The organism is Paraburkholderia sp. GAS206C, from assembly GCF_050435645.1.
Classification (GTDB): Bacteria; Pseudomonadota; Gammaproteobacteria; order Burkholderiales; family Burkholderiaceae; genus Paraburkholderia; species Paraburkholderia phenazinium_B.
This window is the reverse complement of sequence record NZ_JBNDKR010000008.1, coordinates 337226-351471: the sequence shown is the minus strand read 5'-3', so window position 1 is coordinate 351471 and position 14246 is coordinate 337226. Positions and strand designations below refer to the sequence as shown.

The window sequence follows — 14246 nt, the reverse complement described above, 5'->3', positions numbered from 1 at the left end:
GTGAATGTGCGGCGGATGAACGAGCGTAGTAAGGGCCGGTAAGAATCGCGCAACGCGGGACGATCAAACCCGGTTCGGGTCCACGGTTCTGTCCCTTAGCTGGCGCAATAGCGGCAGAAGGCGCATCATTACGTCGTGTGCTGGCACGACATGTAACTATCTGCTCTGGAGGAAATAGCATGGAACGATTTGACGCCGCCAATCCTTTTGGCGAATTCACCAAAATGCTGGAGCAGTTCAAACTACCTGGCTTCGACGTGCCCGCCATCATGGAAGCGCGACGTAAGGACGTCGAGGCGCTGGTAACGGCAAATCAGGCTGCGTTGCAGGGCATGCAGTCGCTCGCGCAAAAGCAGGCCGACATGCTCCGTTCGACTCTGGGCGAGTTGCAGACCCTGGCGGGTCAGTTCTCCGCTACGGGAGGCGCTCCCACGCAAACGGCCGAGCTGGTCCAGCAAACCTTGCATAAAGCCTTGGCCGATATGCAACAGCTCGCGCAGGCAGCGTATCAATCGCAGGCTGAGTCGTATGCGGTGATCGCAAAGCGCGTAGAAGAGAACGTGCAGGAACTCAAGACGCTCTTGCAACCGAAGCAGTAACGGCCTCGCGTTTGCTCTCGCCCCGAGAGCAAACCGATGCGGTCGAACAGATGCCGGTGCAGACTGGAAGTACGCAGTCATCGCCGGCATTTTCATTTGGAGGCCGGAACGCAGGAGATTACGGTTAGCTTTCCGCCGCGGGTCCACCTGAATTCACATGAAGCCGGTGCCGGGTTCCTCGAAGAAAATAAAGTTCGCAGAACGAAAAGTATGAGGAAAAGCTGCTTGATCTGCATTTATGTAGCGTTCATTTAATAAAACGAAACCAAGCGTCGGCGCGTCATAACTTTTTTGCTGCAAATCCTGCCCGCATAGATGCTGTTCGCTTAAAACGCGAGCCATAGCGGAAATCGACGCGTATGCACCGCGGGTGTTGGCGCCGATTCCATAAGTCAAACAACCTCTGTCACCACGCAAGTTTGGATTCCCCGCCAAACGATTGCGAGAGCAGTTTTCCTTCACTAAAGTTTCGCGCCGCCACTCCGTAGACGCATTCACGCAACCTCTCCAGGCGTGATTGCAGCACCAGTGCCCGCCGGTCGAGAAGTGCGCCCCTAATTCGTCGTTCGCGATCGCGATGAGGATCACGAGCGCTTTCACCTCGAAGGAATTCACTTGAAAACGATGCTTCATACAGGCATTGCTTGCGCAATGCTCGGGGCAATCTGTGCGCTTTCTTCGCCTGCACAAGCCGCGTTGGGCCAGAAGGTCAGCAGCATCAGCAGTGACCAGGCGGTGATGCATGCCATATCGCATAGCAGTACTTCGCAATCCGCGTACACGGTGCATCTGATGACGCTGTCTTCGGGCACGGTGGTGCGCGAGTACGTCGCACCCAATGGCACGGTGTTCGGCGTTGCATGGGAAGGGCCGACTCTGCCGGATCTGAAGACCACGCTGGGCGCGGCTTTCGACCAATACGTCGCAGCCACCGCGACACGACGCGCCACGCCGCTGGCCGTGTCGAACAGCGATCTCGTGGTGTTCTCGGGCGGTCATCTGCGTGCCTTCGCGGGACATGCGTACCTGCCGCAAGCGGTGCCTGCGGGCGTCGATGTCAACGTCATTCAATAACGGAGCGATCATGCGCCCATCTGATTCGTTCCTTAAGTTGCTCGCCGTTGCAGTCTTTGCCCTGTTGCTCGCCGCATGCGGCGGAGGTGGCGGTGGCGGCAGCAGTGCGAGCACCAGCGCGTCGAATGCTTCCACGTCGACGCAGACTGCTACCACTACCGCGCCTGCCGCCCAAGCGCTGGCCGCCAACGTCGCGACCGTGACCGTCGACTCCGGCGTGACGGACGTGCCGAACATGCCCTTCGTCAGCGTGACGGTCTGTGCGCCCGGTTCGACGCAGTGCCAAACCATCAATCACGTGCTGGTCGACACCGGCTCGTGGGGTCTGCGGGTGTTTGCGTCGCAATTGCCGGCGTCGGTGGCGTTGCCGCAGGAACAGGATGCTCTCGCCAATCCGCTGGCCGAATGCATGCAGTTCTTCGATGGCTATACGTGGGGTTCCGTGCGGATCGCCGATGTGCAGATTGGCGGTGAAAAGGCGGCTTCGCTGCCGATCCAGGTGATCGATCCGAACTACAGCGCCGTGCCGTCGGACTGCAGCAGCGTCGGCGCGTCGCGCAATACGCCCACCGCGCTCGCCGCCAATGGCGTGCTCGGCATTGGCGTGTTCAAGCATGATTGCGGCTATAACTGCGTGCAGCAGGCGGTGCCAGCGACCTATTACGGCTGCCAGGGGACCACCTGCACGTCGCTCGCCCTCGCGGAAGCGCTGCAGGTGGCCAATCCGATTCCTTACTTCAGCACCGACAATAACGGCTCTGTCCTGATGTTGCCCTCCGCCGCTTCGAGCGGTGCCGCGTCGCTTGCCGGACAACTGGTGTTCGGCATCGGCACCGAGACCAACAACGGTCTTGGCAGTGCGCAGGTGATCGGCGTCAATCCGAACAACGGCACGTTCTCGACCGTGCAAAACGGCACGACCTACACGAACAGCATCATGGATAGCGGCTCGACCGGCCTGTTCTTCCAGACCACTGGATTGCCTGTTTGCGCCAGCCCGAATAACGCGTACTACTGTCCGGCCTCGACCGAGCAGTTAAGCGCAGTGATCGAAGGCGTGAACGGCATCAACAGTGCGGTGTCGTTCGATGTAGGCAACGCCACGGCGCTAACCCAGACTTCCAGCGGAGATGCGGTGATGCCGCTGCTGGCGGGGCCGGCGTTCGTGACTTCAACGATATTCGACTGGGGCCTGCCGTTCTTCTACGGCCGCAGTGTCTACGCGGCAGTCGAGCAGCAATCGACACCGGGTGGCACGGGGCCGTATATCGCGTATTAGGCACACCAGGCCTGCCACATCTCCCGATACGCCGCCTCGACGGTGCGCGCGAAACGCGCGCCGTCCATCAGTGGCGATTGCTCCATGCGCGGCCGCAGGGTTTGCCGTAATGCAGCGAGACGCGGCCTGTCCGCGGCAAGCTCGACGGCGATGCGTATAAACGCATCGTCTGAGTATGCTGCCAGTTCGGTCAGTCCCAGATTCGCCAGTTGACTCAGCCCGCCACGTCCTACAGCCGTCTCGCCGACCCGTGTCACGACCGGCACACCCATCCACAGCGAGTCGAGGCTGGTGGTATGACCGTTATACGGAAACGTGTCGAGGCCGAGGTCGATCTGGTGATACGTGCGCAGATAATCGGCGCGCGGCTGGAACGGTACGAAGCCGACGCGCTGCGTATCGATGCCCTGCTGTTCCATGCGCTGTGCGAGATTGCGGTGCGCGTTGCCGGCCGGCGCCATCAGGAGCAGACGGGCATCGGGCACTTCGCGCAACACGGCGCCCCACATGGCGAGTGTGCGATCGGTCAGCTTGCAGGGATTGTTAAGGCATCCGAAGGTGATGTGGTTCGTCGTAAGCGCCGGCAACGCGTTCACGCCCGGTTCGTTCGTCAGCGGGTCGTAGCACCAGAACGAGTCCGCGAGGCGCACTGAGCGCTCAGTGTAGTAGCCGTCGTTCGCACCTGAGCCGTGTGAGTCGAGTGGGTCGAGATGAGGATCCGTCAGGCGGTAGTCGATCGCCTCGATGCCTGTGGTGCCCGGATAGGCGAGCCATGCCACCTGTACGGGCGCCGGCTTGCGAGCAAACAGCAAAGGCCGGCCGTCGGCCATATGCATGGCCAGGTCGACGAGGATGTCGATGCCATCCGCGCGGACCTGTTGCGCGAGGCCTTCATCGTCCAGTTCACGCACGTCGCGCCACACGTCGGCGTAGCGGGCGAGACGCCCCGTCAGATCGTCAGGCCGCTCGACGCTCGCATAGCAGTAGATCTCGAACTGTTCATGATCGTGGTGCGAGAAGAACGGTACTGTGAAGAGCGATTGGCAGTGGTCGCGGAAATCCGCCGCCACGTAGCCGATTTTCAGACGGCGGCCGGGCGTGCGGTCGTTTGTATGCGGTTTGCGCGCGGCGCGCAGCGGCGCTTCATGTTGCGCGGACCAGCGGCGGCACTCATCGAGCACGGCTTCGCCATGCTCGGCCTGAAACGTCAGCGCATAGGCGAGATTGCTATGTGCGACGACGTTGCCCGGATCGCATTCCACTGCACGCCGGTAGTGGACGATGCCTTCGTCGAGCGCGCCACAGTCTTTCAGCACGTTGCCGAGGTTGTTGTGCGAAGCCGAGTGATCCGGATCAAAGCCGAGCGCGGCTGTGAAGAGCGCCTCTGCATCAGCAGTGCGGCGCAGCGTGCGCATCAGATTGCCCGCGTTGTTATACGCGGCCACAAACCCCGGACGTGCGCGGATCGCTGCGTCGAATGCTTCGGCGGCGGCTTTGTATTCGCCCAGTTCCTTGCTGACGTTACCTAGATTGTTGTAGGCGTCTGCGTGGTGCGGGTCGAGTGCGATCGCGTTGCGATACTGCGTCTGCGCGTCACGGCGCCGGCCGAGTGCGTGCAGCGCGTTGCCAAGGTTATAGGCCGCCTTGGGGAAGCGCGGCTCGAGTTCGAGCGTGCGCATGAGCAGGGCTGCCGCCTTGTCGAACTGGCGACGTTCGCACAAGGCCACGCCGAGGTTGAGCAGGCACGACGGCGAATCGGGCGCGACGCGCAGCGCCTCGTTGAGCAGCTCGACGGCGGCGTCGATCTGGCCGCTCGCCTGCAGCAGGGTCCCGAGGTTGGTTAAAGCATTCGCGTGATCGCGCTGAACCGAGAGGGCGCGGCGATAAGCGTCTTGCGCGCGTTCGGGCGCGCCAAGTTGACGATGGCAGTTGCCCAGGTTGTTCAGCGCATCGACCTGTGCCGGGTCGAGCAAGGCGGCGGACTCGTAAGCCGACGCCGCAGCGCGAAGGTCGCCGCTCGATTGCAACGCGTTGGCGAGCGCGAACCAGAGATCGGCGGAGGTGGCGTCGAAGGCGAGGAGGGCGCGATAGGTATCGATGGCGTCGTCGAAACGTCCCATCGTCGAGAGCACCTGGCCGCGCGCGAAATGGTAGCGGGACTCCTGCGGCGCCAGCGCAATCGCCCGGTCGAGCCAGGCGAGGGCGTCGTCGTAGGCGGCGCATTGCAAGCCGAGCACGCCCAGGCGAAACATCACGTCGGCATTGGCGGGCTCGTCGGCGAGGACGGTTTCGTAGAGCGTGCGTGCGCCGTTGAGATCGCCCGCGAGGTGACGCTCTTTGGCCAACGCGAGACACTGGTCGGTCCGCATCGAAGTCCTGCCTTGTTCTTGGGGGTGGCGATTTGGGCGGAGTCAGCCGAGGCCGATCAGCCGGTGCGTCTCCGCCAGAACGGGCAGGATAGCGAGCGTTTCACTACCAAGGTTTACTATTGGTAACAATATATTACGGAGCGGTTGCAGGATTCGGCGCGGGCGTGTCTTGCGGCGCTTGCTGTGGTTGATCGGGTTGCGGCGCCGGAGCGGGCTCAGCCGCTGAGGCGGTTTGGCCCGGCTGGCTCGTTTGACCGGGTTGCCCCGCTTGCCCCGTTTGACCTGTTTGACCCGGTTGGGCCCCTGCCGTCGGCCCCGGCGCCTGCGCCGCCTGGGCCGCCTGCGCAGGTTCCACCCCTGCCGCCGATTGCGCCGCAATCACCCGGTGCACCAGCCGCAGCTTCTCCACCACCGGTGCGGCAAGCGTGAACGGATACCCATCCGGCATGCCGAGGCTGCGGTTCAAACTGTTGAGCGCGTAAGTCAGCGGAAACCAGCGCTTCATCAGATTATCGAAGCTGGCGTCTTCAACCGGCGTCTGGTCGGTGAGCGTCGGATCGCTCGGGTCGAGCGGGATCAGCGCCACGCCGTACGAGGTGGCGGTGTCGAGCACGTCGACGATCAACAGGTAATGCGCCCAGGTTTCCGCCCAGTCTTCCCACGGATGCATCGTCGCGTAGGCGCTCACGTACGACTGCGACCAGTCGGCCGGGGCGCCGTCGCGATAGTAAGTGTCGAGCGCCGCGGCGTAGTCGACGCTTTCGTCGCCGAACAGCGCGCGAAACGGCTCCAGCCAGGGTGTGCCGTCCACCAGCCGGTCGAAAAAGTAGTGACCCGTTTCATGCCGGAAATGCCCAAGCAGCGTCCGGTAGGGCTCGTGCATGGCAGTGCGGGTGCGCTCCCGGTAAGCGTCGTCGGCCTCCGCGATATTCAGCGTGATCAGGCCGTTGTCATGGCCGGTGAGGACCTTCTCGCCGGGACTCGTCTCTTCGAGAAACTCGAACTCGAGCCCCGTCTGCGGATTCTCATGGCGCGACTCGACCTTGATGCCCAACGCCGCCAGCGTATAGAGCAGGCGCCGTTTGGCGACTTCCAGGCGGTACCAGTAGAGCCGGTTGTCCGGCGCGGTGAGGTTCGGGATGGTGCGCGTCAACTGGCAGGAGCGGCACAGCGTCTCCGGCTGGTCCGCCGGGATCATCCAGTTGCAGACGTTTTCGACCGCGTAGTTGTGGCATTGGCGATACAGCGCACCTTCGGCCTTGGGATGCAGGCTGCGCCACAGCCCTTCGCCGGCTTCCTCGAAGGCGCTGAGTTCGCCGAGATCAGGCAGATAGCCCAGCAGCGCCTCGCAGCGCTCGCAGCGGACGTTTTCGAAGAACACGAGTTGTTCGCAGCGGTTGCAGTGAAAGGTTCGCATGGCGGGGCTTCTAGTAAGGAACGGGGAGGCGTGACTGTCGCGGAGGATGCCGCAATCTTCATGCCGCATTTGCCAGAGGTCACTGGTTTAACGCACATTACGTGCATGATGGGGCATGTGGAGTGCGCCGCTTTGGTGCGCGCGGTCGGCAACGCCCGTTGCGGGGCGGGCTGGCGAAGGGCGCTCGACGCTCGCGCGCGGGCTCGCGAAGGCTGCAACGTCCACTGCGATGCGTGCAGGGTGTGTTTTCCGGCCGGCAGGCCAAAGCCGGGTCGAATCAGGACCGAACCCGGAAAGTTTTTCTACCAACGGCATGAAGCTTGCTTTTTGGCGGGCTGCCATTCTTCGCCCAGGAGTCAGGTGTGTCTATACGTGTCGCGCTGAACCATGTCACACATTATCGTTATGACCGCCTCGTCGGACTGTCGCCGCAAGTCGTGCGGCTGCGTCCGGCGCCCCATTGCCGTACCCCGATCGTGTCTTATTCGATGCGCGTCGAACCGGCCGAGCATTTCATCAACTGGCAGCAGGATGCCTTCGCCAACTACCAGGCGCGGCTGGTGTTTCCCGAGAAGACCCGCGAGTTCAAGATCACGGTAGATCTGGTGGCCGAAATGGCCGTCTATAACCCGTTCGACTTTTTCCTCGAGCCGTCTGCCGAGAAATTCCCGTTCGAGTACGCGCCTGGCCTCGCAGCCGAGCTGGCGCCGTATCTGGTCAAGCGTGAGCCGACGCCGCGCTTTGCCGAATTCGTGGCGAGCATCGACCGCTCGCCCAAGGTCACGGCGGATTTTCTGGTCGAGATCAACCAGCGGTTGCAGCGCGAGATTCGTTACCTGATCCGCATGGAACCTGGCGTGCAGACGCCCGAAGAGACCCTCACCACGGCTGCCGGCTCGTGCCGCGACTCGGGCTGGCTGCTGGTCGAGACACTGCGCCAACTGGGGCTCGCGGCGCGCTTCGTGTCCGGCTATCTGCTGCAACTGGCACCGGATACCAAGTCGCTGGACGGCCCGAGCGGCACCGAAATCGACTTCACCGACCTGCACGCGTGGTGCGAAGTGTATTTGCCGGGCGCGGGTTGGATCGGCCTCGACCCGACCTCGGGTCTGCTGGCGGGCGAGGGACACATTCCCGTCGCCTGTACGCCGGAACCGGGCAGCGCCGCGCCGATTTCGGGCGCGGTCGACGAGTCGGAAGTCGAGTTCGAGCACACGATGTCGATTCAGCGGGTGCTGGAAACCCCGCGCGTCACCAAGCCGTACACCGAGGAAGTGTGGTCCGACGTGCTGCAGATGGGCGCGCACGTGGACCGCGAACTGGAGGCCATGGACGTGCGCCTGACGATGGGTGGCGAGCCGACCTTCGTCGCGGTGCGCGACCGCGACGCCGCGGAATGGAACACAGACGCGCTGGGGCCGACCAAGCGCAGCTACGCGGTCGGGTTGATGGACAAGCTGCGCGCGCGGTATGGCGCGAATGGCTTCCTGCATATCGGTCAGGGCAAGTGGTATCCGGGCGAGCAACTGCCGCGCTGGGCGCTGTCGCTGTACTGGCGTGCAGATGGCGAGCCGTGCTGGCACGACCACACGCTGTTCGCCGACGAGCGCGAGCCGGGCAGCTATACCGCCGAGGACGCAAGGCGTTTCCTGACCCACCTGACGGGCAAGCTCGCGCTTGATACGCAGTTCATCAAGCCTGGTTACGAGGACACGTGGTACTACCTGTGGCGCGAGCGTCGCCTGCCGGTCAACGTCGATCCGTTCGAATCGCGTCTCGATGACGAGATGGAGCGCGTGCGCCTGCGACGTGTGTACGACAGCGGGCTGGCGTCGGTGACGGGCTACGTGCTGCCGCTGTCGCGCGAACGTGATCTGCCGCTGCAAGGGCCGCGTTGGGTCACCGGGCCGTGGTATTTCCGCGGAGACCGGATGTATCTGATCCCTGGCGATTCGCCGATGGGCTACCGCTTGCCGCTCGATGCGCTGCCGTGGGTCTCGGAGACGGACTATCCGTACCAGCACGCGCACGATCCGTTCGCGCCGCCTGCGCCGCTGCGCAGCGCGGCGCAGTTGCGCATGCAGTATGAAGGCAGCACGGGTGGGGCGGGGCGTGCGGGCGGTGCTTCTGGCGCAGATGCTAACGCAGCGGATGGCCAGGGCGCAGCGGGCCATGGTGGCGTTAGCGGCGCTGCGGCGTTGGGCACAGCCGGCAGCGGTCTTGGCGGTACAGGCACGGGCACGGGCACCGGCATTGGCGCCGACGCTTCAGACGCCTCACGCGCCTCCCTGCGCGTGCCCGAACGCGGTGAATCGGCAAGCTGGATCACCCGCACCGCACTGTGCGTCGAAGCGCGCGACCCGGCCCGCGCAGCCGGTCCGAAGGTCGAAACCGAAACCTTCGGCAGCGGTCGCAAGATGTTGCACGTCTTCATGCCGCCGCTGACCGAGCTCGACGACTACCTGGATCTGCTGGCCGCCGTCGAAGCGACCGCCGCCGAACTGGGCATGAAGATCGTCATCGAAGGCTACCCGCCGCCGCGCGATCAGCGTCTGAAGTTGCTGCAAGTGACGCCGGACCCGGGCGTGATCGAAGTGAACATCCACCCGGCTTCGAGCTGGGATCAACTGGTCGATCACACCGAGTACCTCTATCAGTCGGCGCACGAAACCTATCTGAGCACCGAGAAGTTCATGACCGACGGCCGCCACACCGGCACCGGCGGCGGCAATCACTTCGTGCTCGGCGGCGCGACGCCGGCTGACAGTCCGTTCCTGCGCAGGCCGGATCTGCTTGCTAGCCTGGTGGCGTACTGGATCAACCATCCTTCGCTGTCGTATCTGTTCTCGGGCCTGTTTATCGGACCGACCAGCCAGGCGCCACGCGTCGACGAGGCGCGCAACGACCAGGTCTACGAACTGGAGATCGCGTTCCGGGAACTGCAGCGGCAGATCGACCTGCTCGGCGGCCGCGAGGGCGGGCAACTGCCGTCGTGGATGATCGACCGGTCGCTGCGCAATATCCTGATCGACGTCACCGGCAACACGCACCGCGCCGAGTTCTGCGTCGACAAGCTCTATTCGCCCGATGGCCCGACCGGCCGCCTCGGTCTGCTCGAGCTGCGTGGTTTCGAAATGCCGCCGCATGCGCGCATGAGCCTGGTCCAGCAGTTGCTGCTGCGCGCGCTGGTGGCGCGCTTCTGGAAGACGCCGTACACCGCGCGGCTCACGCGCTGGGGCACGGAATTGCACGACCGTTTCCTGCTCGGCACGTTTGTGCAGATGGATTTCGACGACGTGCTCGCGGACCTGGCCGAGGCTGGCTACGCGTTCGACCGCTCGTGGTTCGCGCCGCATTTCGAGTTCCGTTTCCCGCTGGTGGGCGAAACCACCACCAGCGGCGTGACGCTGTCCATCCGCAGTGCGCTCGAACCGTGGCACGTGATGGGCGAGGAGGGGGCGCCCGGCGGTACGGTGCGCTATGTCGATTCGTCGGTGGAGCGGCTCGAAGTGCGAGTACTCGGTCTGAACGAGAACCGCCACGTCGTGACGGTCAACGGCGTGCCGTTGCCGCTGCAGCCCACGGGCCGTGTCAGCGAGTACGTGGCCGGCGTACGCTATCGCGCGTGGTCGCAACCGTCGGCCTTGCATCCGACGATTGGCGTCGACGCACCGCTGGTTTTTGACCTTGTTGACAATTGGACTGGGCGATCCATAGGCGGATGCCAGTATCATGTGGCTCATCCGGGTGGGCGCAATTACCAGACCTTCCCGGTCAACGCGTACGAGGCCGAAAGCCGGCGGCGCGCGCGCTTCTTCACGATGGGTCATACACCTGGGCCGCTCGTGGCCGAAGCGCCGCAACGCAGCCTGGAATTCCCGTTCACGCTGGACTTACGCTACTGGTGATCTGAAAACAATTAACCTGACACGACCTTGGCCTTTCAATCGACTTTTCCCTTTGAGGCAACCGCGGCTCACGCGGATGCGCTGTCGCTCCTGCGGGTGCTGCCGGTCCGCGATGGGCACTGGGACGAGTTGCTCGATTCGTCCGGGGCGTTGCGCGAACCGTGGCGGCAGTTTTTCGATCTGCTAGGCGAAGACGGTATCGCCAGGCTTGAAAACAACACCGCCTCGGTCGCGCAGCAGATCCGCGATAACGACATCAGCTACAACGTCTACGCGGACAAGGGCGAGCCACGGCCGTGGGCGCTCGATCTCTTACCGTTACTGATTGGCGAGGCCGAGTGGGCCGAAATCGAGCAGGGCGTGATGCAGCGTGCGCAGTTGCTGAACGCGGTGGTGGCCGATGTTTATGGCCCACAGACCCTGCTGCAGAATGGGCAGTTGCCGCCGGCGCTGGTGTTCGGCCATCCGGGTTATCTGCGTTCCGTGCGCGGCTTTACGCCTCCGGGCGGCCAGTATCTGCACGTTGTCGCCGTCGATCTGGCGCGTGCGTCTAACGGCAACTGGACCGTGATGTCGCATCGTACCGAGGCGCCGTCGGGCCTCGGCTACGCGCTGGAAAACCGGCTGATCGTTTCGAGCCAGTTTGCCGAGCCGTTCCGCTCGCTGCATGTGAACCGGCTCGCGCCGACCTATTCGCAACTGATCGCCACGCTGGTGGAGTCGGCGCGCGCCGTGATGCATGGCGACGCCGCGGACAGTTCCCCGCATATCGCACTGCTCACGCCGGGGCCGTTCAGCGAAACCTATTTCGAACATGTTTTTCTGGCGCGCTACCTGGGCGTGACGCTCGTCGAGGGCAAAGACCTCACGGTGCGCGACGACAAGCTGTATCTGAAGACGCTCGCAGGACTCGAGCGCGTGCACGTGGTGCTGCGCCGCCTCGACGACGCGTTTTGCGATCCGGTCGAGCTACGCGCGGATTCGAGCATCGGTGTGCCTGGTCTGTTGCAGGTGATGCGGGCAGGTAACGTGATCGTCTCGAACGTGCCGGGCTCGGGCTTCGTCGAATCGCCCGCGTTGCACGGCTTTCTGCCGGGCATCGCCGAGGCGCTGCTGGGCGAAGATCTGCTGCTGCCGGGCGTGCCGACGTGGTGGTGCGGCGAGGAAGCGGCTCGCGAGCATGCCTTCAGGCGGCTGGATGAAGCCTTTCTCGTGCCGACCTGGCCCGCGGCGCGGCGCGACAGTCCACCTGGACTGGAGCAAGGTCTACAGAATCTCGAAGCGTGGCGCAGCCGTATTGAAGCGCTGCCCGATAACTTCACGATCCAGCTTCCGTTGCCGTATTCGTGCACGCCTCGTTTCGAGGACGGCACGCTTGGCCGTCGGCCGTCGGTGCTGCGCGTGTATGCCATCGCGGATTTCGACGGCGGCTGGCATGTGATGCCTGGCGGCTTCACGCGCCTCGCGGCGGAACGGCAGGCCACCGTCTCGATGCAGTTCGGCGGTAGCAGCGTCGACACGTGGGTGCTATCGAGCCAGCCGATCTCCACGTTCACGCTGTTGCCATCGCCGATGCAGCCCGCCGATCTCGCGCGCAAGCATCGTACGGTGTCGAGCCGTGCCGCGGAGAATCTGTTCTGGGCCGGCCGCTATAGCGAGCGCGCTGAAAACAACGTGCGGCTGTTGCGCCTGATTCTCGGCTCGCTCGAAAGCGCCGACGCGGACGCGATGTTCGAGACGCTGGTCGAACTGGCCTTGTACTGCGGCCTGGTGCAATCCGGTGACGTGCGCGCCGAGGACTCGCTGCAGGCCTTCGAGCGGACGCTGGTGGCCAATCTGCACGAGGCCAACGGCGCGGCCAGCATCGGCCAGGTGCTGTCTGCGCAGGCGCGGGCGAGTGGCGAGATTCGTGGCCGCCTGTCGAATGATCATTGGCGCACGATTCTCGCCGCGCGCAACGATTTCCGCGACGCGTTGCAGAGGCTTATGCCGGCGAGCGTGTCGCAGGCGGGCGGCAATGGTTCGAACGGCGCCGCCGCGTCGGCCGGCAGCGGACGCTACGACCGCTATGACCGCGTTACCTTGATGGATGCGCTCGAACACCTCGCGACCCAGCTCTCGGCGATCAGCGGCGCGCAAGGCGACCGCATGACGCGCGACGAAGCGTGGCGTCTGTTGTTCGCCGGCCGGCATATCGAGCGGGTCGCGGCGATGACGTCGATCCTGCGCGTGGTAGCCGATAAGGGACAGCTTGCAACGCCCGCCGGATTCGATCTGCTGCTGCAGCTTTTCGACAGCACGCTCACGTATCGCTCGCTCTATCCGGGGCGTCTCGAAGTTCCGGCGCTAATCGATCTGCTGGTGGTCGAGCCGACCAATCCGCGTGGTTTATACGGGGTCTACGAGCGCCTGTGCGGCAAGCTCGACGAGATTTCGATTGCGGCGGGCAGCGCCCGGAGTCGCTCGTTTGTCGATCTGATGCCGCCGCCCGGCACGCTGCCATCGCTCGAAAGCCTGTGCCAAACGGATGAAAACGGCGCCTATGTCGCACTGATCCAGGTGTGCGACGAACTCGGCGCCTTTGCCGCCGCCGCGGCCAATGAAATCAGCGCGCGCTATTTCAGCCACGCCAACACGCTCGCTTCGCAGGTATCGTCATGAAGACCGCGCAGACCATCCTGTCGGTTTCGCATCGCACCACTTATCGTTATTCGACGTTCGTCGAGACCGCCCAGCATCTGGCGACGATCCGGCCGCTGGAGTGCGAGTGGCAGCGTGTCATCTCGCACGAAGAGACGATCGAACCGCAGCCGTCGTATCTGCATAGCCGGGTCGACGCATTCGGCAACGATGTGCTGTACTTCACGCTCGATGCGCCGCACGAACGGTTGCAAATGATCAGCGAAACGACCGTGGAACTGACGCCGCGCTGGACGCAGCTCGATCCGGAGACCACGCCGGCTTGGGACGAGGTGGCCGAGGCGCTGCGTTTTCGCGTGGGCGGCGAATTCCGGCCCGAAGTCGAGTTCTGTTTTGCTTCGCCGAATATCACGCTGCGGCCCGCATTGCGTGCCTATGCGCTGCCGAGCTTCGCGCCCGGCACGCCGATCGCAGCTGGAGCGATCGACCTGATGCATCGCATTTACGAGGACTTCGACTACAAGCCTTCGGCGACGATGTTCGATACGCCGGCCGAGCGCGCCTTCGAACTCAAGAGCGGCGTGTGCCAGGATTTTGCGCAGGTGATGATCGGCTGTCTGCGCTCGCTTGGGCTGCCGGCGCGCTACGTCAGCGGCTATCTGCGCAACGATCCGCCGCCCGGACAGCCGCGCCTGATTGGCGCGGATGCGTCGCATGCGTGGGTGTCGGTGCATTGCCCCGGCAGCGGCTGGATCGATCTCGATCCTACCAATGACGTGCTGGCCGATATGGATCACGTGACGCTGGCCATTGGCCGCGATTACAGCGATGTATCCTTGTTGCGCGGGATGATTCTCGGTGGCGGGGCGCATCGTGTTGAAGTGGGGGTGAGCGTGCTTCCGCTTGAGTGAATCGAGCGTCGCATTGATCCTTGCATCGAGCCTTTCATTGATCCTCTTA

9 protein-coding genes are annotated in these 14246 nt (G+C 63.8%); 6 read left to right on the top strand and 3 right to left on the bottom strand.

Translation table 11 applies throughout. The annotated features are described in order from the left end of the window. The first annotated feature begins 179 nt into the window (after window positions 1-179). Complete coding sequence (gene phaP, locus P3T20_RS23720; protein WP_074267708.1) at window positions 180-599, top strand: phasin family protein; 420 nt, start codon at window positions 180-182, stop codon at window positions 597-599. Window positions 600-752: 153 nt separating this feature from the next. On the opposite strand, the gene P3T20_RS23715 is transcribed toward phaP, so the two are convergent. Further along, window positions 753-1232: a hypothetical protein gene (locus P3T20_RS23715; RefSeq protein ID WP_429288048.1), complete on the bottom strand. Its 480-nt coding sequence runs from the start codon at window positions 1230-1232 to the stop codon at window positions 753-755. Here P3T20_RS23715 and P3T20_RS23710 point away from each other — a divergent pair. Together P3T20_RS23710 and P3T20_RS23705 are read left to right on the top strand one after the other, a co-directional pair. Further along, window positions 1224-1673, top strand: a complete 450-nt coding sequence (locus tag P3T20_RS23710; protein ID WP_429288133.1) for a DUF2844 domain-containing protein — start codon at window positions 1224-1226, stop codon at window positions 1671-1673. The two genes, P3T20_RS23715 and P3T20_RS23710, sit on opposite strands and share 9 nt — an antisense overlap. A gap of 10 nt (window positions 1674-1683) precedes the next feature. Continuing rightward, window positions 1684-2952 carry a DUF3443 domain-containing protein gene (locus P3T20_RS23705; protein WP_429288047.1) on the top strand — a complete coding sequence of 423 codons (1269 nt, stop codon included), beginning with the start codon at window positions 1684-1686 and terminating at the stop codon, window positions 2950-2952. Here P3T20_RS23705 and P3T20_RS23700 read toward each other — a convergent pair. Beyond that, window positions 2949-5321, bottom strand: coding sequence for a tetratricopeptide repeat protein (locus P3T20_RS23700; RefSeq protein ID WP_429288046.1), 2373 nt, complete (start codon window positions 5319-5321; stop codon window positions 2949-2951). The genes P3T20_RS23705 and P3T20_RS23700 overlap by 4 nt on opposite strands. A 133-nt stretch (window positions 5322-5454) precedes the next feature. After that, on the bottom strand, window positions 5455-6738 hold the full coding sequence (locus P3T20_RS23695; protein ID WP_429288045.1) for a putative zinc-binding metallopeptidase: 1284 nt from the start codon (window positions 6736-6738) through the stop codon (window positions 5455-5457). 362 nt (window positions 6739-7100) lie between these two features. Between P3T20_RS23695 and P3T20_RS23690 the strand changes: the two genes are divergently transcribed. The 3 genes from P3T20_RS23690 to P3T20_RS23680 are packed head-to-tail and all read left to right on the top strand — an operon-like array spanning window position 7101 to window position 14197. Continuing rightward, window positions 7101-10646 (top strand): DUF2126 domain-containing protein, encoded by a 3546-nt coding sequence (locus P3T20_RS23690; RefSeq protein ID WP_429288044.1) that lies wholly within the window; start codon window positions 7101-7103, stop codon window positions 10644-10646. A 27-nt stretch (window positions 10647-10673) separates the two neighbouring features. Next, the gene (locus P3T20_RS23685) at window positions 10674-13307 is read left to right on the top strand and encodes a circularly permuted type 2 ATP-grasp protein (protein ID WP_429288043.1); all 2634 of its coding nucleotides are present in this window, start codon (window positions 10674-10676) and stop codon (window positions 13305-13307) included. After that, window positions 13304-14197 carry a transglutaminase family protein gene (locus tag P3T20_RS23680; RefSeq protein WP_429288042.1) on the top strand — a complete coding sequence of 298 codons (894 nt, stop codon included), beginning with the start codon at window positions 13304-13306 and terminating at the stop codon, window positions 14195-14197. The genes P3T20_RS23685 and P3T20_RS23680 overlap by 4 nt, the downstream gene beginning before the upstream one ends. The last annotated feature ends 49 nt before the right edge of the window (window positions 14198-14246 follow it).

Bases quoted from the DNA above. Each gene is read 5' to 3' on its own strand.
- phaP (WP_074267708.1), top strand. From the start codon at position 180: ATGGAACGATTTGACGCCGCCAATCCTTTTGGCGAATTCACCAAAATG.
- P3T20_RS23710 (WP_429288133.1), top strand. From the start codon at position 1,224: ATGCTTCATACAGGCATTGCTTGCGCAATGCTCGGGGCAATCTGTGCG.
- P3T20_RS23715 (WP_429288048.1), bottom strand. From the start codon at position 1,232: ATGAAGCATCGTTTTCAAGTGAATTCCTTCGAGGTGAAAGCGCTCGTG.
- P3T20_RS23705 (WP_429288047.1), top strand. From the start codon at position 1,684: ATGCGCCCATCTGATTCGTTCCTTAAGTTGCTCGCCGTTGCAGTCTTT.
- P3T20_RS23700 (WP_429288046.1), bottom strand. From the start codon at position 5,321: ATGCGGACCGACCAGTGTCTCGCGTTGGCCAAAGAGCGTCACCTCGCG.
- P3T20_RS23695 (WP_429288045.1), bottom strand. From the start codon at position 6,738: ATGCGAACCTTTCACTGCAACCGCTGCGAACAACTCGTGTTCTTCGAA.
- P3T20_RS23680 (WP_429288042.1), top strand. From the start codon at position 13,304: ATGAAGACCGCGCAGACCATCCTGTCGGTTTCGCATCGCACCACTTAT.